The sequence below is a fragment of the Sphingorhabdus sp. Alg239-R122 genome (assembly GCF_900537065.1).
Lineage (GTDB): Bacteria > Pseudomonadota > Alphaproteobacteria > Sphingomonadales > Sphingomonadaceae > Alg239-R122.
In genome coordinates this window covers 38,003-62,294 of sequence record NZ_UNRC01000004.1, presented here as the reverse complement: position 1 = coordinate 62,294, position 24,292 = coordinate 38,003, and the positions used below count along the sequence as shown (strand labels likewise).

Sequence of the window (24,292 nt, the reverse complement as noted above, 5' to 3'; positions counted from 1 at the left end):
AACAAGGCTGAACCCAAGCTGAGCAAATTGACCGATAGGACTTTTCCTTCCAAAAGCCAAGAAATGATGTGTCGCGTCTAAAATCCCAAATTGCGAAACGATATCCGAAATAGGAAGGTATTACCCTGCTCAGCATCGCCGGTGGCAACAAAATCGCGGCGCCATGTTACCCCCATGTCCAGATATTCATCGGTATACGCAACGCCCAGGCGCGTACGTATGGGTTCAAAACCATCCGATTGAGACAGGTTACTTTCTGCAGCATCCGTCAGGTCAACGACGGCAGAGCCGAAAACGGACCAGTATTTTGCCACCTGGACGCGCCCCGCCGCACGGATTTCTTCGCGATCTTGCAAATCTTCTATGTCCGCGGAAATATCGCGGTTTAGGCGCAGATAACCAATGGTACCATATGTTCTGCGTGTGCCGACGGTGGCATCAATTTCGTTACGCCTGACAGCAAGATTGTCTTTGTCCAACCGATACCGGTGGGTGAATTTCACAAAGTCACGAAACCTCACTTCTGTCCGGCCCACAACATCGGATGTGGTGTTGGAAAGGCCCGTTCCGTCAGGAAGGATGGTTTCCTTGTCATTGAACCGATAGCTTTGGCCGACAACGGCGTTGATGGTCATACCGGGCCGGCGCAGTTGCCATTCGACGCCGTATACCAGCCGCAACCCGTCCTCGACACGATCGTAACCGGGGAAACGGTTAAGCGCGAACAGGTTGCTATCTTCGAGTTCGACAGCACGTGCATCTTCATTTGGGATGCTCAGATTTTTCGTTGGTGGTGTTGCAACGATCTGAAAACGGGGTGTAATGGTCTGCGTGCCGCCGAAAGCTTCCCCAACAAACGGCCAACGCATATCGACTGCAAGACTTGCGACGCCGCGTGTTTCAAACCCGGAATTGCCCCGATAGATTTCGGTTGGGGTCAGCGCATTTGAGCTGCTGTGATAGATATCGCCGCGGCCATAGGCGGTAAAGGTCAGTTCCTGACCCCAGGACGTCAATTTGCGCAAGTCCCATCGCGCTGAACCAAATGCACGCTGTGTATCCTGTCCGTTTGTGCGGCCTATAGCGAGTGAATTCAGCTGAAATTCGAATTTCCCGCCAAGCAACGGGTCATCCATCCGCCGCCGGTAGTCAAATATGGGTAGGGCGATGGGAACCTGACCCTGCGGATCATTGACACGAAGCGTTTGTGTTGCCCATCCAGTCAGGGAAAAATAACTGTTTTCATCAATTCGTTGTGCTTGGAAAGTGGAGCGTAACCGATCATCGCGGCTAATATCATAGCGGCGCAGGAATGTGCGGTCCGATGCGAGGCGCAGCGATGCGCTGATGTCCCATTCAGGCGAAAGCTGGAATTTGCCGCTGGCATCAAAATAGCCGCGAAAGTCCCGTTCAGCCGATAACGGTGTACTTTGTCCAACTGGAATACGAGAGCTGGCCGTGGCATAGCCGGTTACCTGATAGGCACCAGTTTCGTTGAGCGCGCGATACTGCGCTTTCAACATGGGCAGAACGTCGGTATAAACGCTTCCGGTCAGGGTCAGGTCGCGATTGGGCGCAAGCGAAATATAATAAGGTTGCTCATACTCAATACCATTAGCCTGGCTGAAGCGAACATTGGGCACCAGCAAACCGCTGCGCGAGCGGTTGTTGATGGAATGTGACAAGCCGGGCAGCGGGACGAGCGGGACACCAAACAATTCCATCCGGGCGCCCCTGTAAGACAGTTTTTCCTTGTTGGGATCATAGACGACTTTCACCGCTTTGATCTGCCATGTCGGCCGACGCGGTGTGCCGTCAGGATTTTCGATTGGATAAGGCGAATATACCGCACGGTTCAGCGTGATGAAACCATCTTCACGTTCTCCGCTCATTGCGGCGATGCGGCCGCCTTCGTCCAGCACGACCAGGATATTTTCAATGGCGCCATCGCGCAAGTCATCGGTGAGCGTTATATTCTCACCATATATGACATTGCCGTTTGCGTCGGAAACACGTACGTTGCCTAATGCCTCGACTTTGCCAGTCTTTCTGTTCCAGACGATTTTGCCGGCCCGAACTTTCTGGGTAGCGCGGGTGAGAATGACATTGCCGGTTGCGGTGACAATCTGCGTCTGTTCGTCATATTCCAGCTTATCGGCAAGAAATTCAACACGCTCGGCCGTTACCTGTTGATTGGTTTTTACGGCTTCGGAAATTATCTCGGCGTCGTTTTTCTTGTTTGGATTTTTCGCGTCTGCGTTCTTCCCAGGCGTCTTTTCTTTTTCTGGATATTCACTGTCTTGAGCTTGAGAGGCAGGTGTTATCTGACTGCTTGTCTCAGCGGTAAAGGCAAAAGCAGTAGCGGGCAGCAGCATGTATGCAAGAAAAGCTGTGCCGCCCAGCAGGCCGCGTTTTACAAACCGCCCGGTTTGTCCGGTCTGCAAGCCATTAACGGCATGCCCATCGCTATTCAAACCGCTTCGCATGTCACGCCTATCGCACCAGTTACCATTGGCTGTAAACCCATTTGGCGCTATTGATGGCATAGATAAAATAAATTTTTCGATTGTGGGACGCGGTGCAGTTTCTATATCGGAAGCAAGGAAACATAAAACACGACTTAATGCAGGAAAGATGAACCTTATGAAAATACAGTTCCAACCCAGTACCGACAATGCAGACACAATCTGTTTTCCAGTAAGCAAGGGAGGGTTGGACAGCGCGAACATAACATTGGCGCAAAGTGACCTGGTGCGTAAAGCTGCTGTAACTGCCCGATTTAAGGGCAATACCGGACAGGTATTTGATACGTTTGTCGAAGAAAACGATAAACCGGTGCGTGCCATATTACTGGGTATTGGCGAAAAAAGTGCGGATACTGCAGAGCGTGATTTGGAAAAAGCAGGCGGTGCTCTCACCGCGAAATTCCTTACCTCTGGCGTGGAAGAATTGACGGTAGACCTGTCAGGTGCTGATGTGAATGGCGAAGCCGCCTCAAGCCTGCTGTCGGGCATTATGCTGCGGGCGTGGCGGCATGACCAGTATCGGACAAAGCTGCCCAAAAACCAACGTCCTTCGCTTGAAGCCGTAAATATCGCAGGTGCGGACGACGCGCTGCAGGCCGCATGGCCTGTACACCAGGCCGTGGCCGAGGGTGTTGCACTTACACGCGAACTGGTCGCAGAGCCTGCTAATGTGATTTATCCTGAAACTTTCGTGCAGCGCTGCCAGCACCTCACGGACCTGGGTGTGGAAATTACCGTGCTGGGTGTGGAGGAAATGGAAAAACTCGGCATGGGCGCTCTGCTTGGTGTGGGGCAAGGTTCTGTCAAGCCATCTCGCATCCTGGCGATGCGCTGGAAAGGCGAAGGAGCAGATGACAAGCCGGTTGTGTTTGTCGGCAAGGGTGTAACATTTGACACGGGCGGCATCTCGCTTAAGCCCGGTGCCGGCATGGAAGATATGAAATGGGATATGGGCGGCGCGGGCGCCGTTGCAGGTGCTATGAAAGCGTTGGCGGGCCGTAAGGCGAAGGCGCATGTCGTGGGCGTGTGCGGCCTGGTTGAAAACATGCCTGACGGCAATGCGCAGCGTCCCGGTGATGTTGTGACTAGCATGTCGGGCCAGACCATTGAAGTTATCAACACCGATGCCGAAGGGCGGCTTGTGCTGTGTGATGCATTGCATTGGGCACAGGAAGAATATGATCCTGAATATGTAATTGATCTGGCGACGCTGACCGGTGCGATCATTATTTCACTGGGCCATGAACATGCGGGTATGTTCACCAATGACGATGGTCTTGCAGACAAGCTGAACGCAGCTGCCAAATCATCGGGTGATCCGCTCTGGCGTTTCCCGATTTCCAAAGCCTATGACAAGCTGATCGACAGTCCGATTGCTGACATGAAAAATGTGGGTCCACGCGGAGCAGGGTCGATTACGGCGGCGCAGTTCCTGCACCGTTATATCAAGGATGGCGTGAAATGGGCACATCTGGATATTGCCGGCATGGTATGGGCTGACAAGCCCGGCCCGCTATGGGACAAGGGCGCGACCGGTTTTGGTGTGCGTCTGCTTGACCGGTTTATCGCCGATAATTTTGAGAAATAGGCTGACTTGATGGTTCAAGGGTCTCAGCTTTACACGGGCGGTTGTCTTTGTGGCAATATCCGGTTTGAGGCTGTTGGGCCCATTGATCGTCCACACAGCTGTTCCTGTAAGATGTGCCGTTTGCATAGCGGCGCGTTTACTGTCACATGGGCTGAATTTTCCGCGGAATCTGTGAACTGGACAGGTAAAGGCGAAAGTCCCGCACTCTATCGTTCTTCGGAAGGATCCAGACGCGCTTTTTGCAACATATGTGGCAGTTCAATAGGCGCCGTGGACGATAAGCCTATTATTGCCTTGCTATTGGGCAGTTTCGACAAGCCGGACCAGGCGGAACTTGTCCCCCAGTCTGAGTCATATAAGTCAAGCCGGCCACAATGGTGGCATCCGGAAGTGCACAGCTGATGCAGGTCGATTTCTACCAGCTCACCCATGATCCTGCCGAAAAGGTGCTTGCTCTATTGGCGCAAAAGACGCTGGACAGTGGCAAGCGGCTGCTGGTCGTTTCGGCGCATGAAGAGCAGCTTGCGGCGATCAGTACCGCATTATGGTCGGCATCACCGGATAGTTTTCTAGCGCATGATTTTGCAGGATCGCCAAAGCAGACTGAGCAGCCTATACTACTGAACGACACACCGCAAAACGGCAACAAGGCTAGTTTTATCGCGTTGGCTGACGGGGAATGGCGTGACGAGGCAACCGGTTTTGAGCGCGCATTCTATCTGTTTGGCCGCGATGAATTAGATGCGGCGCGTGCAACCTGGCGCAGGTTGGGTGAGGATGAGAGTATCACCCGCAAATTCTGGAAACAGGATGGCGGCCGCTGGGTGGAAGGGCCATAGCATAGCATTCATCTTTAGTTTTCGGTAGGGTAGGCCAGCGCAGCTATTCAGGAGATACCATCATGAAGACATCCATTATTGCCGCAGCGGCTGTCGCCAGCCTGGCACTTGCAGGATGCAGCAAGGAACGTTCCGGCACGTTTACTGATGATGAAGGCAATGTCACCGAATACACGGTCGATGGAGACACTGAAAACAGCACTGTCAAAATCAGCAGTGATGACGGTGATATGACGATTGAGGCGGGCAAGGATATCGCCGCGAACCTACCTGATGGTGTAACCACCTATCCCGGAGCAAAAATACTCAGTTCTGCCAATATGAGCAATTCCGAAGACAGGAAGGGTAGCTCAATGGTGCAGATGGAAACACCCGACAGTAAAGATAAAATCGTCAAATATTATAAAGACAGTTTTAAGGCCAAAGGAATTGACGTTGAAACTGAAATAACAGCGGACAAAATGTCGATGATGGCGGGTAAGGCAAAGGATGGCACGGTGGTCTCGGTCATGGTCAATGAGGCGGGCGACGATGGTAATATGATCATGCTCACCACGGGCAAGGAATAGCCGGGTCAATCAATATCAGGAATCAACATCATATAGCGGGCTAAATATAGCGTTTTTAGCAACAAAGACCGCTTTTTCTTGCAGTGCAGCAAAATCGCCGCTAGGGGCCACGGCATCAGTTTAACGCCTAGCAATTGGAGATATCCCCCAAATGACACAAGCTCCCGTGACACGTACTTTTTCAATTATCAAGCCTGATGCGACCCGCCGCAACCTGACGGGTGCCATTACCAAGAAACTGGAAGATGCCGGCCTGCGCGTTGTCGCGAGCAAGCGTATCCATATGACCCGCGAACAGGCCGAAGGCTTTTATGCTGTGCATAAGGAACGTCCTTTCTTCGGTGAACTGGTCGATTTCATGATTTCCGGCCCGGTTGTCGTACAGGTTCTGGAAGGCGAAAATGCCATGCAAGCCAACCGCGACATTATGGGCGCCACCAACCCTACAGATGCAGCCGAAGGCACAATCCGCAAGGAATTTGCCGAAAGCATCGAAGCAAACAGCGTACACGGCAGCGACAGCGACGAAAACGCAGCGATCGAAATCGCCTACTTCTTCAACAAAGATGAGATCGTCGGATAAGAATAGTAATTACTGAAATTTTAAAGGCCGTCGGAGCGATCCGGCGGCTTTTTATTTGGCTTTTTCCAATATGTTTTTTAGCATCGCCAAGTCTTTGCGATTGGCACGGCGCATGGCGGTTTTCATGAGCGGCGCCATCAGGCGCGAAAAGCCCGATGGTTCACCCCGGTTACGGAGTTTCATTTTTGTGCGGTTTGTTTCAACTGCTTCCCACTCATAGGTGGTTTCCATGGGAAATGGGCCTTCTGCTGTGCGCATGATAAACCGTTTACCCGGGATGAGTTCAGTAACTTCATAGGTATAGGCCATGCGCCTGCCCAGGAAATGCGCGACAAACGCCAGTTGCGATCCCAGTTGCAAAGGCGGCTTTGTCACCCACTCGACCGACTTGATGTTTACATACCATTCAGGAGCATTGTCAGGATTGGCCGCATAGGCTGCAACTTCAGCCAAAGGCCTATCAATTATGGTTTCTGTCTGGATATCTACGATCATTTCATACTCCTGAGTGTGTCCCATGCCAGCTTACAGGAGGAGCGGAGGGTATCAAAACTCGTCCGCAATATCCTGTAGTTTTACAAACCGTTTCGGGGCTACTATGCGCCAGCTTTTGGCAAGCCAGTCGCTGATATGTTCCCAGTCGGTGTCGCCTGTGTCGAGCCGGACCGCGATCCAGCCTGATGCGCCATAGAATTTAGGGCTGTAATAGAGGTCCGGATCGGCATCGAGTAGTGCTGCCTGTTCGTCGTGGCCGGTTGTTTTCACGAACAGTGCAACGCCTTTGCGTTCAAAGTGATCGCGGCTGAAATAGGCAAAATATTTGCCGGTTTTCTCGGTACCAACACGAAAACCGGGGGCGCCGAAACTTTCCTTTTCATATGTTTCGGGCAGTGCGAGTGCACGGGTGCGGACCTGTTTGAGTATCCAGGCTGGATCCTGCTCGCGTGTGACATATTTGACAAGTGTTTTGGGATAAAGCTGATGTTCGGCAAACTGTACGCGGCGGGCGAGCGCTTCAGGGGTGTCGCCGTCCATGATTGCGACTTCAGTCTGTGTCAGAACGGGGCCATCGTCCAGTTCAGGCGTCACGATGTGCACACTGCATCCTGCGTGGCTATCGCCCGCATCCAGTGCTTTTTGAAACGTACCAAGACCTTTATATTTAGGGAGCAAAGAAGGGTGTATATTCAATATTTTATCACGCCATTTGCAGATAAATTCTTCGCTCAGGATACGCATATATCCGGCCAGTACAACATATTCCGCATCGCTTTCCAAAATGGCAGCATGCATCAGCGCGTCATGGGCCGTACGATCCATGCCCTTATTGCTGTGTGCGAATGTCACAATGCCTTCGGCTTCTGCAAGTTTCAGGCCTTCTGCCTTTGGATTGTTTGATGCAACCAGCGCAACTTCATATGGGCAATCATCTTGTTTCGCAGCATATATCAGGGCAGCCATATTGGTACCCTTGCCGCTGATCAGGATGGCAACCTGTACTTTATCCATGATGCGTTTCAGACCAGTCGTCACGTGCGGCCCAGTTGCCGGCAGAACCGCTTACTGTACAGCCTTTCTGGCCTTCGCGGATATCGCCGATGGTGAACACGGTTTCGCCTGCAACTTCCAGTTCGGTAATAATCTCTGCTACCCTGTCCGCTGCAACGGCAAGCACCATACCGACGCCGCAGTTGAACGTGCGTGCCATTTCGGCAGGTTCGATATTGCCCTCAGCTTGCAGGAACGCCATCAAACGAGGTTGTGTCCAGCTGTCCGCATTAACATGCGCATGCAACCCTTCCGGTAGCACGCGCGGCAGGTTTTCAAGCAAGCCGCCGCCGGTAATATGCGCCATGGCGTTGATTCTGCCCACACGGATGAGTGGCAGCAATGATTTTACGTAAATACGGGTTGGTGCAATCAACGCGTCGACCAGCAGCGTATCATGATCGAACAGGGCCGGGCGGTCCAGTTTCCATCCCTTGTCCGTCGCCAGCCGCCGCACGAGTGAATAGCCGTTGCTGTGTACACCAGAAGACGTAAGGCCGAGCAGGACATTGCCCGCCGCCACTTTGTCGCCTTTCAGCACCTGACCGCGCTCGACAGCGCCGACGGAAAAACCCGCAAGGTCGTAGTCACCCGCTGTATACATGCCGGGCATTTCCGCTGTTTCGCCGCCAATCAACGCGCATCCGGCCTGTTTGCAACCATCCGCTATGCCCGCCACCACGCGCTGGGCAACACCGTTTTCCAGCTTGCCAGTGGCAAAGTAATCGAGAAAGAAAAGCGGTTCTGCGCCCTGCACGATCAGGTCATTTACGCACATCGCGACTAGGTCAATGCCAATTTGGTCATGCCGGTCATGATCGATCGCCAGTTTGACTTTTGTGCCTACGCCGTCGTTGGCGGCGACGAGCAGTGGGTCGTCGTAGCCGGCGGCTTTCAGGTCAAAAAAACCACCAAACCCACCCAGATCGGCATTTGCGCCAGGCCGCGCCGTCGCTTTGGCGAGCGGAGCAATCGCTTTAACGAGCGCATTGCCGGCATCTATGGACACGCCCGCCTTCGCATATGTATAGCTTTCGGCATCAGGGTTTGCTGGGGAGCTTGCTGGCGTTGCTTTATTATCATCTTTACTGTTCATAAATGCAGCGATTAACGAGTTCTTGCTTGGATTTCCATCGCATTATCGTCAAAAGGGTGGAAACAGATTGATATGGTCAAAAAATTTTATGGATAGCGTGACATTTAAGGGCTTCAATATCCGCAAGGCGGGCGTGGCAGGTTTGACTGCCATCGCACTGGGGTGCGGCGCAATTACCTTCGCACAGATAGAGGGCGATCGCGGTGTCGCTCCGGTGAGCAGCAACGGTGACTTCGAAGTGTCAGGCGTTGAGGTCAACGTTGCCGGAAAGTCTGCCGAAGATGCACGTGAAGCGGGTTGGCGTGAAGCGCAGCGCAAGGGTTGGGTGAAGCTGTGGCGGCAATCAAAAGGCCGTGGCGGGGCTCCTGCGCTCAGCGATTCGGCACTGGATGCCATTGTATCGGCGATTGTGGTCGAGGAAGAACAGATCGGTCCGCGACGCTATATCGCGAAACTGGGTGTATTGTTTGACCGTGCGCGTGCTGCGCAGATATTGGGCGTGCGCGGCAATCGTGCGCGCTCTGCGCCAATGCTTGTCGTACCAGTCATGTGGAGCGGCGGCAGTGCGCAGGTTTTTGAAAGCCGCACTGACTGGCAAAAGGCATGGGCGCGTTTCCGCACTGCAGATAGTCGGATAGACTATGTGCGCCCTACCGGCGGCGGTAGTGATTCGCTGTTGCTCAACGCAGGACAGGTGGAACGGCGCGGCCGGATCTGGTGGCGGCTTATTCTGGATCAGTTTGGTGCGGCTGATGTGATTATGCCCATGGCGCGGCTGGAACGGGAATGGCCGGGCGGGCCTATTGTGGGCAAATTCACTGCTCGTTATGGCCCTGATAACCGCTTTCTTGAAGGTTTTCAGCTACGCGTCGCGAATAGCAATGGCCTTGATGTGATGCTGAATGAGGCGGTGAAGCGGTTTGATGATATTTATTCTGCTGCACTTTCGCGTGGTACCCTGCGTCCTGACAGTTCGCTGGTGATCGAAGATCCTGATGCGAACGAAGAAGAGGAAGAAGCGGTTGAAACCGGAGAAGAAACCGAAACTGCCATCGAATCTGCTCCCAGTACTGTCGAATCTGCTCCACCTGCAGCGAGTGCGACTACCGTATCAATACAGATCGCAACACCTGATGCAGGTGCGGTAACATCTGCACAAGGCGCGCTGCGCGGCGTTCCTGGAGTAACATCAGTCAATATCGGTAGCGTCGCCGTTGGCGGCACATCGGTAATGCGGGTCAGCTATAGCGGGACAATTGATGGATTGCGCACCGCTCTGCAGTCGCAGGGATGGCAGGTGCAACAGGGTGGTAATGTTTTGCGTATATCGCGCTGAACAGGCTATAATGGTGGACAACCATATGGAATATAGCAAATGCCCATGAACCAGATTGCCCAATGAACCAGATTGCCCAATGAACCAGATTGCACTGCCATTGACACCGGAAGGACACGGCGCGGACACGCAGCTTATTGTTACGCGTTGCAACCAGGTTTTGGTTACGCAATTTGAAAATGCCGCGAAATGGCCGTTTCACACCGGTATATTGATTGGCCCCGATGCCAGCGGTAAAAGCTCTATGGGTACGATATTTGCTCAGCAGCATGACGGCGTGTTTATTGATGATGCCGATAGCTGCAGTGATGAAGAACTGTTCCATGCTTGGAACCATGCACAGCAGCATAGCCAGTCATTGCTGCTTGCTTCCCGCTGCGCGCCAGCAGAATGGGGCATCAAGCTGCCGGACTTATTGTCCCGCCTGGGTGCGTCGCAAATGCTATGGGTTGGTCCGCCTGATGATGAAATGCGCGCCGCATTGTTGCAAAAACTGCTTGCGAAACGCGGGCTTGCCATTGGCGATAAACTGGTACAGTTCGCATTACTGCGGTTGGAGCGCAGCTATGCTGCCATTCATGCATTGGCAGCTGAGCTGGACCGGCTTACTCTGGAACGTAAAACCGCCATTGGGCAGCGTCTGGTCGCTGAAGCAGCTGAAGCTGTAAGCGCGCAGATGGATCTGACGACATGAATGCGATCGTAAAGAATATCAGCGGCGATTATCGCTATTTCAACCGTGAGATAAGCTGGCTTGGTTTTAACGAACGCGTCCTTGAAGAAGCGCGCAATATGGCACACCCGCTTTTGGAACGGCTGCGATTCCTGTCCATTTCGGGTAATAATCTTGACGAATTCTACATGGTGCGTGTGGCCGGACTGGTTGGACAGCTGACACAGGAGGTGGAGCAGCGCTCCGCCGATGGACGGACGCCCGCACAGCAATTGGTCGAAATTGAACAACTTGCCGGCGAATTGATCGAAGATCAGCAGAAAGTCTGGCATGAGCTAAAGGAAGAACTGGCGCAAAATGATATCCACCAAGTGGAGGTTGATGCGCTGGACCAGGAAGAGCGTAATTGGCTGGAAAAACATTTCACGGAAGAGATTTTCCCGGTCCTGACGCCGCAGGCGCTTGATCCAGCGCACCCGTTTCCCTTTATCCAGAACAAGGGGCTGAGCATCATTTTTGAGCTCCGACGCGCCTCGGATAGGCAATTGGTGCGCGAGCTTGTCATGCTGCCGGCCACGATGGATCGCTTCATACGTATCCCGGGGGACAAGGCACTCTACCTCACGCTGGAATCGGTGGTGACAGCTTTCGCCAAAAACCTGTTCCCGGGTTATGAGGTCCTGTCATCCAGCGTGTTTCGGATTATCCGTGACAGCGACCTTGAGCTGGAGGAGGAAGCTGAAGATCTGGTGCGCTATTTCCGCAGCGCTATCAAGCGCCGGCGCCGCGGGCAGGTCATCAGGCTGGAGACCAGCAGCGAGTTTGACGATGCAGTGGCTTTGATGCTGGAAGAAAACCTGCTGGGCAAAGGCACGACGAAGACAGTGATAGACGGGTTTATTGGCATGGGTGACCTGGCCATGCTGGTGGATGAGGACAGGCCGGAACTTAAATTCCCGGCATTCAGTCCACGTTTTCCCGAACGTATCCGTGAGCATGGCGGTGACTGTTTTGCGGCAATCCGTGACAAGGACATTGTTGTCCATCACCCATATGAATCTTTCGAAGTTGTAATCGCGTTCCTTCAGCAGGCTGCAGAAGATCCCGATGTAGTGGCCATCAAGCAGACCTTGTACCGGGCAGGTAAACAGTCCGCCATTATCCGCGCGCTCATTGACGCGGCGGAGGCAGGCAAGTCCGTCACAGCTGTGATTGAGCTTAAAGCCCGATTTGACGAGGAGCAGAATCTTTACTGGGCCAGCGCACTGGAACGTGCCGGGGTACAGGTTGTATACGGGTTTATCGAATGGAAGACCCATGCGAAAATTTCGATGGTGGTGCGCCGTGAGGCGGACGGTTTTCGGACCTATTGTCATTTCGGGACTGGCAATTATCACCCGGTGACCGCACGTATATACACCGATTTAAGCTTTTTCACCGCTGATCCGCGTGCGGCGCGCGATGCCGCGCAGCTGTTCAACTATATTACCGGCTATGTCGAGCCTGAAAAACTGGAACTGCTCACCATGTCTCCGCGTGATATGCGCAATGAGTTGATGCAGCTTATCGACAAGGAAATGGGTAATGTGAAGAAAGGCAAGCCAGGTGCAATCTGGGCCAAGATGAATTCGCTTGTTGATCCCGCCATTATAGAGAAACTCTACACGGCAAGCGCAGCGGGCGTGCAGATTGACCTTATCATCCGCGGTATATGCTGTTTGCGTCCCGGTGTACCGGGTATGTCAGATAATATCCGCGTTAAATCAGTGGTGGGCCGTTATCTGGAACACAGCCGGATATGGGCTTTTGGCAATGGCAAGGCGCTGCCCAATGACAAGGCGCGCGTTTTTATCAGTTCGGCTGATTGGATGCCGCGCAATTTTGACCGCCGTGTTGAATATATGCTGCCTATCGTGAATGCCACTGTGCATGATCAGGTGCTCGAACAAGTGATGCTCGCCAACCTTCTGGACAATGAACAAAGCTGGTCGCTGGATGGGGAGGGGAATTATACCCGTATCAAGCCCGGCAAGAAGTCATTTAACCTGCACCGCTATTTCATGACCAATCCGTCACTGTCTGGACGCGGCGCAGCGCTCAAGAAAAGTGCAGGCGTGCCGAAGCTCAAGCTATTCCATCGCAGCAAATCGGGGAACTGACAGCATATGGCGGCAAAAAAGAAGAAATCAGTCGCTCCGCGCCGCGAATATCGCACCGCAATTATTGATATCGGCTCCAATTCGATCCGGCTGGTCGTTTACGCGGGGCCCCGCCGCAACCCGGCGATCACCTTTAATGAAAAAGTGATGGCAGGGCTTGGCTCTGAACTGTCCGCAACCGGCAAGATCGGTGAGAAATCAATGCAGCGCGGGCTGGCTGCGCTGGAACGGTTTAAATCGCTGATAGACCTGGTCGGTGCGGACGAGGTTATCTGCGTTGCAACTGCGGCCGTGCGTGATGCCACGAATGGCTTTGAATTTGCTGGCATGGCGCGCAAGATTGGCTTTGATATCGAAATCCTTTCCGGGTTGGAAGAAGCTGAAACTGCTGCCATGGGTGTGCTGTCAGGCATTCCCGGGTCGAAAGGCATTGTCGGCGATCTGGGTGGCGGTAGTCTGGAACTGGCACGTATCGGCGGAGGCAAGGTGCATGAACGCGTTTCCATGCCGATAGGCGTACTGCGCGCGGCACCGCTGCGTAAAGAAGGCAAGCTGGAAGGGCATGTTAAAGAATTGCTGTCGGGGCTGGATCCGGCCTTCAGCAAAAGTAAAGGCAGTTTCTATCTGGTCGGGGGAAGCTGGCGCGCTTTGGCACGGCTGGACATGCACTTACAGTCTTATCCGCTCAAAGTGCTGCATAATTACACTATATCGCGCAAGCGAGCTGGAGAATTGATCAACATTGCTACCCGGATGAGCGATGAAGAACTCCTTGCCATAGACGGATTTCCATTTTCGCGTGTTACTACATTGCGTGATGCGGCTGCGTTACTGGATATTATCGACAGTTTTACCAAACCGCGAGAATATGTGGTGTCTGCCTATGGCCTGCGTGAAGGGTTGCTTTATGGCAAGATGAGCAAGGAAACCCGCAAACGTGATCCGTTACTTGAACCGGCTGCACGATTTGGACGCTTGCAATCGCGTTATGGCCGCACGGGTGAGAGGCTGTATGAATGGCTGACACCGCTCTTTAAGGAAAAAGGCCGGGAAAACCAAAGACTGCTGCTGGCATCATGTCATCTGGCCGATGTAGGGTGGCAGGCAAACCCGAACTTCCGTTCGGCACGCGGCATTGATATGGCGCTACATGGCAACTGGGTCGGCATAGATGCGAGAGGCAGAATGCTGGTGGCGCAGGCGCTATCAACCAGTTTTGATGGCGGGGTTAGAATATTCATGGAAAATAGCGGCTTGCTAAGCGATGAAGATATGCGCCGTGCTATATGCTGGGGGCTTGCCATACGCCTTGCCAAGCGGCTTTCAGGCGGCACGGACAAATTCCTTACGCATTGCAGCATTCGTGTGAAACAGGATAGGCTGCAATTACTGCTACAGCCTGAACATGCGCATTTTTATGGCGAAGTGGTTGAGCGAAGGCATCAAAAGCTCGCTCGCGAAATGCAGCTTGAAGCCGAACTTGTTCTCAGCAAGAAAGCTGCTGGATAAAGTTATACTCCTGCCCCTGAAAATAGTTATTTTGCCATCAAGGCTGGAAAAAGCCGCTATTCGCGTCTATTTATAGGCGATATGCAAGTGAAGGAGCTGCCTATGCTGCGCGCACTGACAGATTATCTTGATTCCATTCGTTCCCGTGACCCGGCCCCGCGTTCGCGTTGGGAGATACTGCTTTATCCCGGCCTTTTGGCTGTCGGGCTGCACCGTATTGCGCACTGGTTTTTTCGCGGGGAGCTTTTCTTTCTTGCTCGCCTCGTAAACCATTTATCCCGCTTCCTGACCGCAATTGATATCCATCCGGGGGCAAAAATCGGTAAGCACCTGTTTATTGACCATGGCTTCACCGTAATTGGTGAAACCGCGGAAATTGGTGATAATGTGACGATCTATCAGTGTGTGACGCTGGGCGGCACGAATCCTGCGGACGGCGTGCCGGGTAAACGTCATCCCACCATCGCTAATGATGTCATCATTGGTTCCGGCGCACAGATATTGGGGCCGATACTGGTCGGCGAACGTGCACGTATCGGCGCAAATGCGGTGGTAACAAAAGAAGTGCCCGATGGAGCAACCATGGTTGGCGTGCGTGCACGCTCGACCTTGGTCGAAGCGGATGATTATCAGCGTGATTTCATTCCTTATGGTACGCCATGCAGTGAAAAATATGATCCTTCGACACAGAAACTGGAAGTACTGCAGTGTGAAATGGAGCAGATGCAAAAGCGTCTGGGCCAGCTGGTTGCTGAACGCGACGGAACAGAGCCGCCAGAGGAAATTGGCGGCTGTGCAGAAAAGGATGCTCAAGGCGGAACATGAACGGCAGGTATGACCGGAAAGCACGATATTGGTGAATTATAGCAGCAATGTCACACCTTTTCCCGGCGCAGCTACATCATCTGGCCAGATAGGGTTTGACCGGCAGGAACTCAGCCAGATTATGAATCTTTATGGTCGCATGGTCGCGGCGGGAAACTGGCGTGATTATGCGATAGATATGGGCAGGGAAGCTGCTATTTTTTCGGCTTTTCGTCGTACCGCCGAGCGTCCGCAGTACCGGATAGAAAAGCGCCCGTCTCTCAGAAACAAGCAGGGCCTATGGGCACTGACAGGTGAAAACGGTGTGGTGCTGAAGCGGGGCCATGAACTGCCTGGCATATTGGCCCCGCTTGAGCGTAAGCTTATGAAGCTGGTTGAGGATTGACCGGTAGCCCATGTGTTGCCGGTAGCTTCGATTGCAGGTTTTCCGGAAGCCCGTTGACTATCCTGCTCCGGATCGGTGTCCAAAATACTGACAATAACAGCAGAGCCGACCCGATAACCAGTGTAGCGAGTGCGACCCCCAATTCGATATTGGATGAAATACGGAACACTTCCCACAACGCATACAGTACATAGGCAAGGCCAGAAACAAGTATGGCTCTGCGGTCAATAGCAAGTGCGATCAACCCAAACGCGATATACAGCGCGATGACAGCCAATGCTTTCATCATGCCCGCATCACCGTCCAGTACGCCCAGCCCTGAAAATATGGGGTGTGCGATGGCAGGGGCGGCCAGTAGGTGCAGCCAGAACGCAACATCACTGCGGCGCGTCTTACGCTCACGGTCCGATATGTCCCAGTGCATGGCGATCAGGAAAATCAGTATGCCTGCCGCAAAAACCAGCCACTTTATGGAATCTTCCGGTGATGGTAGCGCTGATGCGATCAATGCGATGGCCGCTGCAGCGGCAGTGGCTGTCAGTGCAGCGATGGTGATGGGCACCATGAAGCGACGCCAGTGAAGATAGCTGGCGAGCGCCGCGCTGGCGGCGACAATGGCAGCATATATTGCGCCGGTGGTTTCATTGTCCACACTGTCAAAGTTAAGCAAAGCGGCGACCGTTGCGGCAACGCCGCCAGCGAAGGCAACCATCAATATGATGCTGGGCAGGGCCATGCGGCGCTTGCGTGTAAAATATTCAGCAAGGCCCCATGCTGACACAGCCACCAGCAGGCCGGAGACTGCATGGCTTATCAGGCCGCCAATATTCCCCATCGCCACCAACAGCAATATGGCTGCTATGGTAACGAAGATATCGTTAAATCCGGTGATCAGGCGGAAATGTTCTTCATCGGCGACAGGTGCCGACCTGCTTTGGGATATGTGATTGCGGAATGCGGTGGCGGCATCGGGTGACAATGCACCAGCCTCTACGGCATTTTGTAAATCTGCTTCGCTATACATGGATATTCTCCTGTTGCCCGAAACGGCATTAGCACAGGTGAATTAGTGTGGCAATACAGTGGCTGTGTGAATACAAAGCAAAAAAACCGTCCATGTCATGCAAACATGGGCGGTTTTACCTGATTTGGCTTCGGTATGCGGTTTACTGACCCTGCAACAGTTTCATGATACCCATGGACTGTTCACTGCCTGATTGTGGTACTGTATCGCCTGTACGGTCGATGATCTGGCCCCATGCCGCCGCCACGCCTTCTGCGTTGCGTTCGCCTTCGGGAAGGGCAACGCCTTTCGTCATGGTGACATAGGATGCCTGAAAGCCACCTGCACCAGCGCCGACGATCATGTTGGTAGGTGCGTCTTCGGACACGAGGAAAATGGCTGCTGGTGTGACATTCTCCGGCTTGAAGGCATCAAATGCCTCTGGCGGAAAAATATCTTCGGTCATGCGGGTACCGGCTACCGGAGCGAGAGAATTAACACGGATATTGTATTTCGCGCCTTCCAGATGCAATGTTTTGGCAAAACCTACCAGGCCCAGTTTCGCTGCACCATAGTTCGCCTGACCAAAATTGCCGTAAAGGCCGGTTGAGGATGATGTCATCAATATGCGGCCATAGGCTTGCTCACGCATGGTACTCCACACCGCCTTGGTGCAGTTTGCAGAGCCGAGCAGGTGGACTTTGACTACCAGGTCAAAATCGGCAGGCTCCATCTTCGCGAAACTCTTATCACGCAATATGCCGGCATTGTTAATCAGCACGTGGACACCGCCCCAGGCTTCTTTTGCCTTCGCGACCATTTCTTCCATCTGGTCATATTCGGTGACGCTGCCGCCATTGGCCATGGCTTCGCCGCCCGCTTCCCTGATTTCTTCGACGACTTTTGCGGCTGCATCGGATGTTCCGGTGCCGTCGCGTGCACCACCCAGATCATTGACGACCACTTTTGCGCCGCGTTTTGCCAGATCGAGCGCATATGTGCGACCCAGGCCACCACCCGCTCCGGTGACAATGGCTACGCGGTCCTTGAAACTGATGGTCATGAGAATCGTCCTTTTAATCGATTGATTGAATTTCCTGACCGCCTTTTTAGAGCTTCCTCGCGAATTGGCAATGGGCGTTCTGTGAGCGTGCACGCATCAAGGATTTCAAGCCGTTTCGGCGGATTACCAAAAACTGTCATATTTGATTCATATAGATGTCACACATTCACAATAGACGCGTCATCAAACAAACCTGAACAGGATTATTTATGACCCGTACAACACGTTTGCTGATTGCTGTTTCTGCCATCGCCCTTACGCCAGCACAGGCGCTTGCACAGGGTATGAGCAATGAAGAAGCCGCCGAAATGCGCGCGCAGATATCTGCACTGAAGGCGCAGGTTGAGGCGCTCGAATCGCGTCTGGAAAGTCAGGAAGCGGCCAGGACGGCTGCAGCGGCTACGCCAGCGCCCGTGCCAGCTGCGGAAAAGGATGAAAACAAGGCGCAAATCAATTTCAAGGGTGCCCCGGAAATCAAGACCAAGGATGGATGGAGCTTCAAGCCGCGTGGCCGCATACAATATGATGTCGTGCATGTAAGCGCGCCCGATGCCATCAACGATCCCGGGCTTGGCTTTTCCAACGAACTGCGGCGTGTCCGTATTGGTGCACAGGGCAGCATGCCGGGTGGTTTCGGCTATAAGCTGGAAGCGGATTTTGCAGATAATGATATTGCGTTGGCGGATGCCATACTGACCTATAAAAATGGCGGGACCAGCGTGGCCATAGGCCATCATAACAACCTGCAATCGCTGGAAGAGCTGACCAGCAGTCTGCATATCAGCTTCTTGGAACGTGCAGCCTTTACCGATGCGTTCGGGTTTGAACGGCGGGCAGGTGTATCTGTGACCCAGAAAGCCGGTGATTTCACCCTGAGCGGGGGCGTTTTCACGGCAAGTGTCGATGACCTGACCAGTGATGAGGATGATAGCATCGGCCTGGACGGACGGGTGGTTTTCTCGCGCAAGTTCGGGGATGCACGTGTCCACCTGGGCGGTTCGGCGCACTGGCGCGATCTGGGCGATAATGTCCAGTCGGTCCGGTATCGCCAGCGCCCGGCGGTACATGCAACCGACACGCGCTTTCTCAACACGTCGCGCTTGCCGGCATCCGAGGAGCTGAGTTACGGTTTGGAAGCCGCGTTGATAAGCGGACGTTTCCATGCGGTGGGCGAGGCCCATTGGATACAGCCTGAGCTGATTGGCACGGTCACTGCCGACCCCACATTCTTTGGCGGCTATGTCGAAGCGGGGATATTCCTGACGGACGATACGCGCGGCTATAAGAGCGGCAAGTTTGACCGCATCAAACCATCAAAAGCTGTCGGCGAAGGCGGTTTGGGCGCGTTGCAGTTCAATGTGCGTTATGACCGGCTTGACCTCACCGATAACGGCATCATCGGCGGCACGCAGGATGGATATAACGCCTCGCTTATCTGGACGCCAATCGATTATGCACGTTTCATGATAAACTATAATCATCTGGTGTACCGCGACGCGGCTAACGCGGTGGGAACCGACCGTAATTACAGTGTGGATTCCGTGGGTGTGCGCGCCCAGGTTGATTTTTAAGCAATTATGGTAATGCTGGGAGTGGCCGGAAGGCTGCTCTCAGCCTTCCGCTATATCATTATCCAGCGCATATCCCGCTGATCGTACGGTGCGGATGATATCAGGGCGTCCGCCTGCATTCAGCGCCTTGCGTAGCCTGCGGATATGCACATCGACAGTGCGGATTTCGATGTCACTGTCATGTCCCCAGACATGGTCAAGCAACCGTTCGCGGGAAAACACCCAACCTGGATGCTCCAGGAAATGGCGGAGCAGGCGGAATTCGGTTGGTCCCAGCAGGATAGTCTCGCCTCCGCGTTTGATCTTGTAGCGGATCGTGTCCATCTCAATATCCGCGAATGTGAGTGTTTCACCCGCCAGGGCAGGGCGGACACGGCGCAGAACGGCATTGACCCGTGCGATGAGCTCACGCGGGCTGAACGGCTTTGTGACATAGTCGTCGGCACCGATATCAAGCCCGCGGACACGGTCCTCTTCCTCGCCGCGCGCCGACATCATGATGATCGGGATATTCGCGGTGTCATTGCCGCGGCGCAGGCGGCGGCACACTTCAATGCCTGACAGGTTCTCGATCATCCAGTCGAGCAGGATGATGTCCGGCCGCTCTTCGCGTGCGAGTAAAAGTGCTTCTTCTCCGTCAGCGGTCTGTGAAACCCGAAAGCTGGACTTGTCAAAATGGTAGGAAACCAGCTCAGCAAGCGCCATATCATCTTCGACCAGGAGTAGATGCGGGTTGCTCATGGGTTTGAAATCCTGTCCAGGGTTAAAGTCAGTCTTCTGAATATAATGGATCGCTGGGATTGTCGCCGCGTTCGCGTTCCCCGATATTTTCGCCAGTAACAGCGAAATAAACCATTTCGGCGACATTGGTGGCATGGTCGCCAATGCGTTCCAGGTTTTTTGCGATGAAAAGGAAATGTGCACCCGCGCCTATATGCTTCGGATTGTCAACCATGTGCGTAACGAGTGAGCGGAAAATCGTGTTGTAGAAATCATCTACCACCCGGTCGCGCTCGCACACCTGGTCGGCCAAGTCAGCATCGCGTGTCGCATAGGCGGTAAGTGCATCATCGACCAGCTGTGACGCAGCCTGGGCCATGGCCGGCAGGAGCGATGCAGGTTCAATATGCAGGTTATTGTCAATCACCGCGACGCGCTTGGCGATATTTTTCGCATAATCGCCGATACGTTCAACCACGCCTGATATTTTCAGGGTCGCGACGAGCTCGCGCAGGTCATCTGCCATCGGAGCGCGCAGGGCGATTGTCTGAATGACCATACGGTCGATTTTTTCTTCCAACGCGTCAATCTGTTTGTCATTCTTGACCACTTCGCGAGCCAGATCGTAATCATTATCGGCCAACGCCTTCATTGCCAGCGAGATAGATTTTTCGGCCCGTCCACCAATTTCGGCGATCAGGCCGCGCATTTCGCTGATGTCGCTGTCAAATGCCTTGACTGTGTGTTCAGTGCTGTTGTTGGTCGTGTTCATATGTCTTTCCATTCACTGATATTTCAGTGGTTTATTTGAAACTTCTATCCGTAACGGCCCGTAATATAATCGCGCGTGCGTTCTTCCTGTGGATTAGTGAACATTTCCGACGTGTCACCATATTCCACCATGGTTCCGAGGTGGAAAAACGCTGTACGCTGCGACACGCGGGCGGCTTGCTGCATATTATGGGTCACAATCACAATAGCATATTTCCCGCGCAGTTCGTGGATTAGTTCCTCAATTTTTGCGGTGGCTATCGGGTCAAGAGCGGAACAGGGTTCGTCCATCAGGATGACCTCAGGATCGACTGCTATCGCACGCGCAATACACAGGCGCTGTTGCTGACCGCCAGAAAGCGCAGTCCCGCTTTCATTCAGCCTGTCTTTGACTTCTGCCCAAAGGCCGGCACGCTGTAGTGATTTTTCAACAATCCGATCCAGCTCTTCCTTGCCGCTAGCCAATCCATGAATACGCGGTCCATAGGCGATATTGTCGTAAATCGACTTGGGGAAAGGATTGGGTTTTTGAAACACCATGCCGACACGTGCACGCAGTTGCACCACATCCATGGACGGTGCATAAATATCTTCGCCATCCAGCGTGATTTCACCTGTGACCCGGCAGGATGGAATCGTATCATTCATCCGATTCATGGTGCGCAGGAATGTTGACTTGCCGCAGCCGGACGGGCCGATAAAGGCAGTGACATTTTCCATGTCGATATCAATGGACACACCATTAATTGCCTGTTTCTCGCCATAAAAGACATCGACATTGCGCGTCGTCATCTTGTTGGTGATGGTCGTGGTTTCGGTGGTCATATGTGTCACCATCTCGTTTCAAAACGGTTGCGCAGGTAAATTGCGAACGCATTCATTGTTAGCAGGAATATCAGCAGTACGATAATCGCGGCAGAGGTTTTCTCGACAAACCCCCTGTTGACCTCATCTGACCACAGATAGATCTGGACGGGCAATACGGTCGAAGGATCAGTGAGCCCCTGTGGCGGGCTGGTCAGGAATGCGCGCATGCCGATCATCAGCAGCGGCGCGGTTTCACCCAATGCACGTGCCATGCCGATAATGGTACCGGTCATGATGCCAGGCAGGGCCAGTGGCAGCACGTGGTGGAAAACCACTTGCACGGGGCTTGCGCCAACGCCCATAGCCGCTTCACGTATCGAAGGCGGCACTGATTTGATCGAATTACGTCCCGCGATCACGATCACAGGCATGGTCATCAGCGCAAGGACAAGGCCGCCTACCAAAGCGGAAGAGCGCGGCAGCTCCAGCCAGCTTAAGAACACAACCAGGCCAAGCAGGCCGAAAATAATCGATGGTACGGCGGCCAGATTGTTGATCGAGACTTCAATAAAATCGGTAACCCGGTTGCTGGGTGCATACTCTTCAAGGTACACAGCCGCGAGCACACCAACGGGGAAAGCCATGGCCAGTGTGACCAGCATGGTGATGATGGACCCTTTGAGTGCGCCCCAGATGCCGACGCGTGCAGGGTCCGTGCCGTCGGCACCGGTCAGGAAACCCCAGTTGAAGCCGCTCTGCGCCTTACCTGCATCTTTGAGTTTCGCATACAGTGCTTCAAACTTTTCATCCGTCTCATCTTTGGCTGCGCGATCGATTTCGGACTTTGCTGTGAGCCAAACAGTGGTGTTTCCGGCAATCATATCCGGATTGGAAAGCAATGCATCACGCACATCTGTCCAGCTATTTTCGGTAAAGATATCACCGGCCTCTGCGCCATATTCGATTTCAATCGCGGTGTTGACAACACCGGCAATGTCCAGCGAATTGAGGGCACGCTCGGCACCTTCACCGCTGATCTGTTCTGGGCTGGCGCCGCCGGTTGCAGATGCGAAATCAATCGGCACAGCGACCTGAGTGGTGGAAAACCCCTTGATGCCATTGCCAATCATGACGAACAGAAGGAATGCGAGGAACAGCGATGATATGACAATCGCCGAGAGCCCCAGATATTTGAAACGGCGCTCTGCGGCATAGCGCCGCACAATGCGTTTTTGCATCACTTCGCCTTGCCAGTCTGTTGATCGGCTGCCCACTATGGCGGTTTGCTGTGTTGCGGGAGAAGCGGTGTTATTCATATGCTTCCCTATATCTTTTTACAATGTGCAGGGCGACGAGATTGAGCAGCAGCGTGACGATAAACAGTGTCAGGCCAAGAGCGAAAGCGGCAAGCACCTTGGGACTGTTAAAATCGCTATCACCGGTTAGAAGCTGTACGATTTGTGTGGTAACGGTAGTTACGCTGGCGAAAGGATTGGCGGTCAGGTTGGCGGCAAGTCCGGCCGCCATCACCACGATCATGGTTTCGCCAATGGCGCGGCTTACCGCCAGCAGGACGCCGCCGACAACACCTGGCAATGCGGCTGGGATCAGCACTTTTTTAATCGTCTCGCTCTTGGTCGCGCCCATGGCGAGTGATCCATCGCGCATGCTGGACGGAACAGCGGCGATGCTGTCATCGGCCATGGACGATACGAATGGTATAATCATGACGCCCATTACCAGGCCAGCCGCGAGCGCCGATTCCGACGTGGCGTTGGATATTCCAATCGCCGCGGCAAAGTCGCGTAGGGCAGGGGCCACGGTCAAGGCAGCGAAATAGCCGTAAACTACTGTTGGAACGCCTGCCAATACTTCGAGTATCGGCTTCATCCATTTGCGGAAACTGGGTCGGGCATATTGGGTCAGGTAGACTGCACTCATAAGGCCAAAAGGAATGGCAATGACCATGGCAATGATAGCGCCGATAAATATCGTGCCCCAGAAAAGCGGGATAGCGCCAAAGTCTTCACCATCGCCAGCAACAGACGTATTTTTGGGATTCCATTCGGTGCCAAAGAAAAAGTCGATCGGCGAAATCATTCCGAAAAACCGGGCAGATTCGAAAATAAGTGACGCGACAATTCCGATTGTGGCGACAATAGCGATAAGCGATGCCACCAACAGGACAATCATCACAACTTGCTCGACGCGTTTGCGGGCCCTGAAATCGGGACGAATACGGATAAAAGCATAAGCAGCACCTGCAAAGCACAGCAATATAACCGCCAATGTGCCGACTATATCGTAATAGGATTGTGCTTTTGCATAGAGCGGAGCAAGCTGCTCTGCTTCGGGGTTAAATGCCTTCTGCCCCGGATTATTGGCAATGGACCGGGCTTCGGAAAGAATTGCGCCCCGTTTGAAGCCATTGTCGGTCAGTTCAGCCGCTGCTGGATTGGCAAGAACGCTGTCAGTGACGAGAGCGGGAGAGACGCTACTCCATATAGTAATGAATATGAGCGCGGGTACAATTGCCCACAGCGCGGTGTACCAGCCATGGTAATTGGGAAGCGAGTTCAGGTTTTTCGAACCTGCCGTGATAAAACGATTGGCCTTGGCTCGGCCAAAAATCCAGGAGATCAGGCCTAATCCCAATAGCAATAACAATATGGCCGGGCCTGTCACGATATCTTTCCTATCAGGGAATCATTTTAAATAAGGT

Annotated in this window: 22 protein-coding genes; 11 read left to right on the top strand and 11 right to left on the bottom strand. The window is 53.5% G+C overall.

Translation table 11 applies throughout. From position 1 onward, the window contains the following. Positions 1-77 precede the first annotated feature (77 nt). Positions 78-2,486 (bottom strand): LPS assembly protein LptD, encoded by a 2,409-nt coding sequence (gene lptD, locus G6Q15_RS05780; RefSeq protein WP_240330778.1) that lies wholly within the window; start codon positions 2,484-2,486, stop codon positions 78-80. A 157-nt stretch (positions 2,487-2,643) separates the two neighbouring features. On the opposite strand from lptD, the gene G6Q15_RS05775 reads away from it, so the two are divergent. The 4 genes from G6Q15_RS05775 to ndk all read left to right on the top strand — a co-directional run bounded on the left by G6Q15_RS05775 (position 2,644) and on the right by ndk (position 6,104). Next, a complete protein-coding gene (locus G6Q15_RS05775) occupies positions 2,644-4,113 on the top strand; it encodes a leucyl aminopeptidase (RefSeq protein ID WP_164116635.1) in 1,470 nt (489 codons plus the stop codon). 401 nt (positions 4,114-4,514) lie between these two features. After that, positions 4,515-4,952, top strand: a complete 438-nt coding sequence (locus G6Q15_RS05765; protein WP_164116962.1) for a DNA polymerase III subunit chi — start codon at positions 4,515-4,517, stop codon at positions 4,950-4,952. A 62-nt stretch (positions 4,953-5,014) separates the two neighbouring features. Then, on the top strand, positions 5,015-5,521 hold the full coding sequence (locus G6Q15_RS05760) for a hypothetical protein (RefSeq protein WP_164116630.1): 507 nt from the start codon (positions 5,015-5,017) through the stop codon (positions 5,519-5,521). Positions 5,522-5,672: 151 nt separating this feature from the next. Next, entirely contained in the window at positions 5,673-6,104 is a 432-nt protein-coding gene (gene ndk, locus G6Q15_RS05755; RefSeq protein ID WP_164116628.1) for a nucleoside-diphosphate kinase, read from the top strand. A gap of 51 nt (positions 6,105-6,155) precedes the next feature. Here the strand turns inward: ndk and G6Q15_RS05750 are convergent, their stop codons facing one another. From G6Q15_RS05750 to purM, 3 genes are read right to left on the bottom strand one after another with little or no spacing between them, the layout of a single operon-like run. Further along, the gene (locus G6Q15_RS05750) at positions 6,156-6,599 is read right to left on the bottom strand and encodes an SRPBCC family protein (protein ID WP_164116625.1); all 444 of its coding nucleotides are present in this window, start codon (positions 6,597-6,599) and stop codon (positions 6,156-6,158) included. 51 nt (positions 6,600-6,650) lie between these two features. Then, positions 6,651-7,613 (bottom strand): phosphoribosylglycinamide formyltransferase, encoded by a 963-nt coding sequence (gene purN, locus G6Q15_RS05745; protein ID WP_164116960.1) that lies wholly within the window; start codon positions 7,611-7,613, stop codon positions 6,651-6,653. Next, the gene (purM, locus tag G6Q15_RS05740; RefSeq protein WP_164116623.1) at positions 7,606-8,748 is read right to left on the bottom strand and encodes a phosphoribosylformylglycinamidine cyclo-ligase; all 1,143 of its coding nucleotides are present in this window, start codon (positions 8,746-8,748) and stop codon (positions 7,606-7,608) included. The genes purN and purM overlap by 8 nt, the downstream gene beginning before the upstream one ends. Before the next feature lie 88 nt (positions 8,749-8,836). On the opposite strand from purM, the gene G6Q15_RS05735 reads away from it, so the two are divergent. The 6 genes from G6Q15_RS05735 to G6Q15_RS05710 all read left to right on the top strand — a co-directional run bounded on the left by G6Q15_RS05735 (position 8,837) and on the right by G6Q15_RS05710 (position 15,635). Further along, a complete protein-coding gene (locus G6Q15_RS05735; protein ID WP_164116620.1) occupies positions 8,837-10,084 on the top strand; it encodes a heavy-metal-associated domain-containing protein in 1,248 nt (415 codons plus the stop codon). A 79-nt stretch (positions 10,085-10,163) separates the two neighbouring features. Next, a complete protein-coding gene (locus tag G6Q15_RS05730) occupies positions 10,164-10,778 on the top strand; it encodes a DnaA/Hda family protein (protein ID WP_164116619.1) in 615 nt (204 codons plus the stop codon). Further along, entirely contained in the window at positions 10,775-12,916 is a 2,142-nt protein-coding gene (locus G6Q15_RS05725) for an RNA degradosome polyphosphate kinase (RefSeq protein WP_164116617.1), read from the top strand. Before G6Q15_RS05730 ends, G6Q15_RS05725 begins: the two co-directional genes overlap by 4 nt. 6 nt (positions 12,917-12,922) lie before the next feature. Continuing rightward, a complete protein-coding gene (locus G6Q15_RS05720; RefSeq protein ID WP_164116615.1) occupies positions 12,923-14,425 on the top strand; it encodes a Ppx/GppA family phosphatase in 1,503 nt (500 codons plus the stop codon). Between the two features lie 102 nt (positions 14,426-14,527). Next, the gene (epsC, locus tag G6Q15_RS05715) at positions 14,528-15,250 is read left to right on the top strand and encodes a serine O-acetyltransferase EpsC (RefSeq protein WP_205518102.1); all 723 of its coding nucleotides are present in this window, start codon (positions 14,528-14,530) and stop codon (positions 15,248-15,250) included. 31 nt (positions 15,251-15,281) lie between these two features. Beyond that, positions 15,282-15,635 (top strand): DUF2794 domain-containing protein, encoded by a 354-nt coding sequence (locus G6Q15_RS05710; RefSeq protein WP_240330777.1) that lies wholly within the window; start codon positions 15,282-15,284, stop codon positions 15,633-15,635. Here G6Q15_RS05710 and G6Q15_RS05705 read toward each other — a convergent pair. Together G6Q15_RS05705 and G6Q15_RS05700 are read right to left on the bottom strand one after the other, a co-directional pair. After that, positions 15,613-16,659 carry a hypothetical protein gene (locus tag G6Q15_RS05705; protein ID WP_164116613.1) on the bottom strand — a complete coding sequence of 349 codons (1,047 nt, stop codon included), beginning with the start codon at positions 16,657-16,659 and terminating at the stop codon, positions 15,613-15,615. The two genes, G6Q15_RS05710 and G6Q15_RS05705, sit on opposite strands and share 23 nt — an antisense overlap. Positions 16,660-16,801: 142 nt before the next feature. After that, on the bottom strand, positions 16,802-17,701 hold the full coding sequence (locus tag G6Q15_RS05700) for an SDR family NAD(P)-dependent oxidoreductase (protein ID WP_164116611.1): 900 nt from the start codon (positions 17,699-17,701) through the stop codon (positions 16,802-16,804). A 209-nt stretch (positions 17,702-17,910) separates the two neighbouring features. Between G6Q15_RS05700 and G6Q15_RS05695 the strand changes: the two genes are divergently transcribed. Continuing rightward, positions 17,911-19,272 carry a porin gene (locus G6Q15_RS05695; protein ID WP_164116609.1) on the top strand — a complete coding sequence of 454 codons (1,362 nt, stop codon included), beginning with the start codon at positions 17,911-17,913 and terminating at the stop codon, positions 19,270-19,272. 39 nt (positions 19,273-19,311) lie between these two features. Here G6Q15_RS05695 and phoB read toward each other — a convergent pair whose 3' ends face one another. Genes phoB through pstC form a run of 5 tightly spaced genes read right to left on the bottom strand, consistent with a single transcriptional unit; the run spans position 19,312 to position 24,255 of the window. Beyond that, a complete protein-coding gene (gene phoB / locus G6Q15_RS05690) occupies positions 19,312-20,013 on the bottom strand; it encodes a phosphate regulon transcriptional regulator PhoB (protein WP_164116607.1) in 702 nt (233 codons plus the stop codon). Positions 20,014-20,041: 28 nt separating this feature from the next. Continuing rightward, the gene (gene phoU, locus G6Q15_RS05685) at positions 20,042-20,764 is read right to left on the bottom strand and encodes a phosphate signaling complex protein PhoU (protein ID WP_164116605.1); all 723 of its coding nucleotides are present in this window, start codon (positions 20,762-20,764) and stop codon (positions 20,042-20,044) included. Positions 20,765-20,808: 44 nt separating this feature from the next. Beyond that, on the bottom strand, positions 20,809-21,588 hold the full coding sequence (gene pstB, locus G6Q15_RS05680) for a phosphate ABC transporter ATP-binding protein PstB (protein WP_164116603.1): 780 nt from the start codon (positions 21,586-21,588) through the stop codon (positions 20,809-20,811). 5 nt (positions 21,589-21,593) lie between these two features. Next, on the bottom strand, positions 21,594-22,886 hold the full coding sequence (pstA, locus tag G6Q15_RS05675) for a phosphate ABC transporter permease PstA (RefSeq protein ID WP_240330776.1): 1,293 nt from the start codon (positions 22,884-22,886) through the stop codon (positions 21,594-21,596). Further along, the gene (pstC, locus tag G6Q15_RS05670; RefSeq protein WP_164116601.1) at positions 22,879-24,255 is read right to left on the bottom strand and encodes a phosphate ABC transporter permease subunit PstC; all 1,377 of its coding nucleotides are present in this window, start codon (positions 24,253-24,255) and stop codon (positions 22,879-22,881) included. The genes pstA and pstC overlap by 8 nt, the downstream gene beginning before the upstream one ends. Positions 24,256-24,292: the final 37 nt, after the last annotated feature.

Excerpts from the sequence above, each read along its gene's own strand:
- lptD (WP_240330778.1), bottom strand. The coding sequence starts at position 2,486 with ATGCGAAGCGGTTTGAATAGCGATGGGCATGCCGTTAATGGCTTGCAG.
- G6Q15_RS05775 (WP_164116635.1), top strand. The coding sequence starts at position 2,644 with ATGAAAATACAGTTCCAACCCAGTACCGACAATGCAGACACAATCTGT.
- G6Q15_RS05765 (WP_164116962.1), top strand. The coding sequence starts at position 4,515 with ATGCAGGTCGATTTCTACCAGCTCACCCATGATCCTGCCGAAAAGGTG.
- G6Q15_RS05760 (WP_164116630.1), top strand. The coding sequence starts at position 5,015 with ATGAAGACATCCATTATTGCCGCAGCGGCTGTCGCCAGCCTGGCACTT.
- ndk (WP_164116628.1), top strand. The coding sequence starts at position 5,673 with ATGACACAAGCTCCCGTGACACGTACTTTTTCAATTATCAAGCCTGAT.
- G6Q15_RS05750 (WP_164116625.1), bottom strand. The coding sequence starts at position 6,599 with ATGATCGTAGATATCCAGACAGAAACCATAATTGATAGGCCTTTGGCT.
- purN (WP_164116960.1), bottom strand. The coding sequence starts at position 7,613 with ATGGATAAAGTACAGGTTGCCATCCTGATCAGCGGCAAGGGTACCAAT.
- purM (WP_164116623.1), bottom strand. The coding sequence starts at position 8,748 with ATGAACAGTAAAGATGATAATAAAGCAACGCCAGCAAGCTCCCCAGCA.
- G6Q15_RS05735 (WP_164116620.1), top strand. The coding sequence starts at position 8,837 with ATGGATAGCGTGACATTTAAGGGCTTCAATATCCGCAAGGCGGGCGTG.
- G6Q15_RS05730 (WP_164116619.1), top strand. The coding sequence starts at position 10,164 with ATGAACCAGATTGCACTGCCATTGACACCGGAAGGACACGGCGCGGAC.
- G6Q15_RS05725 (WP_164116617.1), top strand. The coding sequence starts at position 10,775 with ATGAATGCGATCGTAAAGAATATCAGCGGCGATTATCGCTATTTCAAC.
- G6Q15_RS05720 (WP_164116615.1), top strand. The coding sequence starts at position 12,923 with ATGGCGGCAAAAAAGAAGAAATCAGTCGCTCCGCGCCGCGAATATCGC.
- epsC (WP_205518102.1), top strand. The coding sequence starts at position 14,528 with ATGCTGCGCGCACTGACAGATTATCTTGATTCCATTCGTTCCCGTGAC.
- G6Q15_RS05705 (WP_164116613.1), bottom strand. The coding sequence starts at position 16,659 with ATGTATAGCGAAGCAGATTTACAAAATGCCGTAGAGGCTGGTGCATTG.
- G6Q15_RS05700 (WP_164116611.1), bottom strand. The coding sequence starts at position 17,701 with ATGACCATCAGTTTCAAGGACCGCGTAGCCATTGTCACCGGAGCGGGT.
- G6Q15_RS05695 (WP_164116609.1), top strand. The coding sequence starts at position 17,911 with ATGACCCGTACAACACGTTTGCTGATTGCTGTTTCTGCCATCGCCCTT.
- phoB (WP_164116607.1), bottom strand. The coding sequence starts at position 20,013 with ATGAGCAACCCGCATCTACTCCTGGTCGAAGATGATATGGCGCTTGCT.
- phoU (WP_164116605.1), bottom strand. The coding sequence starts at position 20,764 with ATGAACACGACCAACAACAGCACTGAACACACAGTCAAGGCATTTGAC.
- pstB (WP_164116603.1), bottom strand. The coding sequence starts at position 21,588 with ATGACCACCGAAACCACGACCATCACCAACAAGATGACGACGCGCAAT.
- pstA (WP_240330776.1), bottom strand. The coding sequence starts at position 22,886 with ATGAATAACACCGCTTCTCCCGCAACACAGCAAACCGCCATAGTGGGC.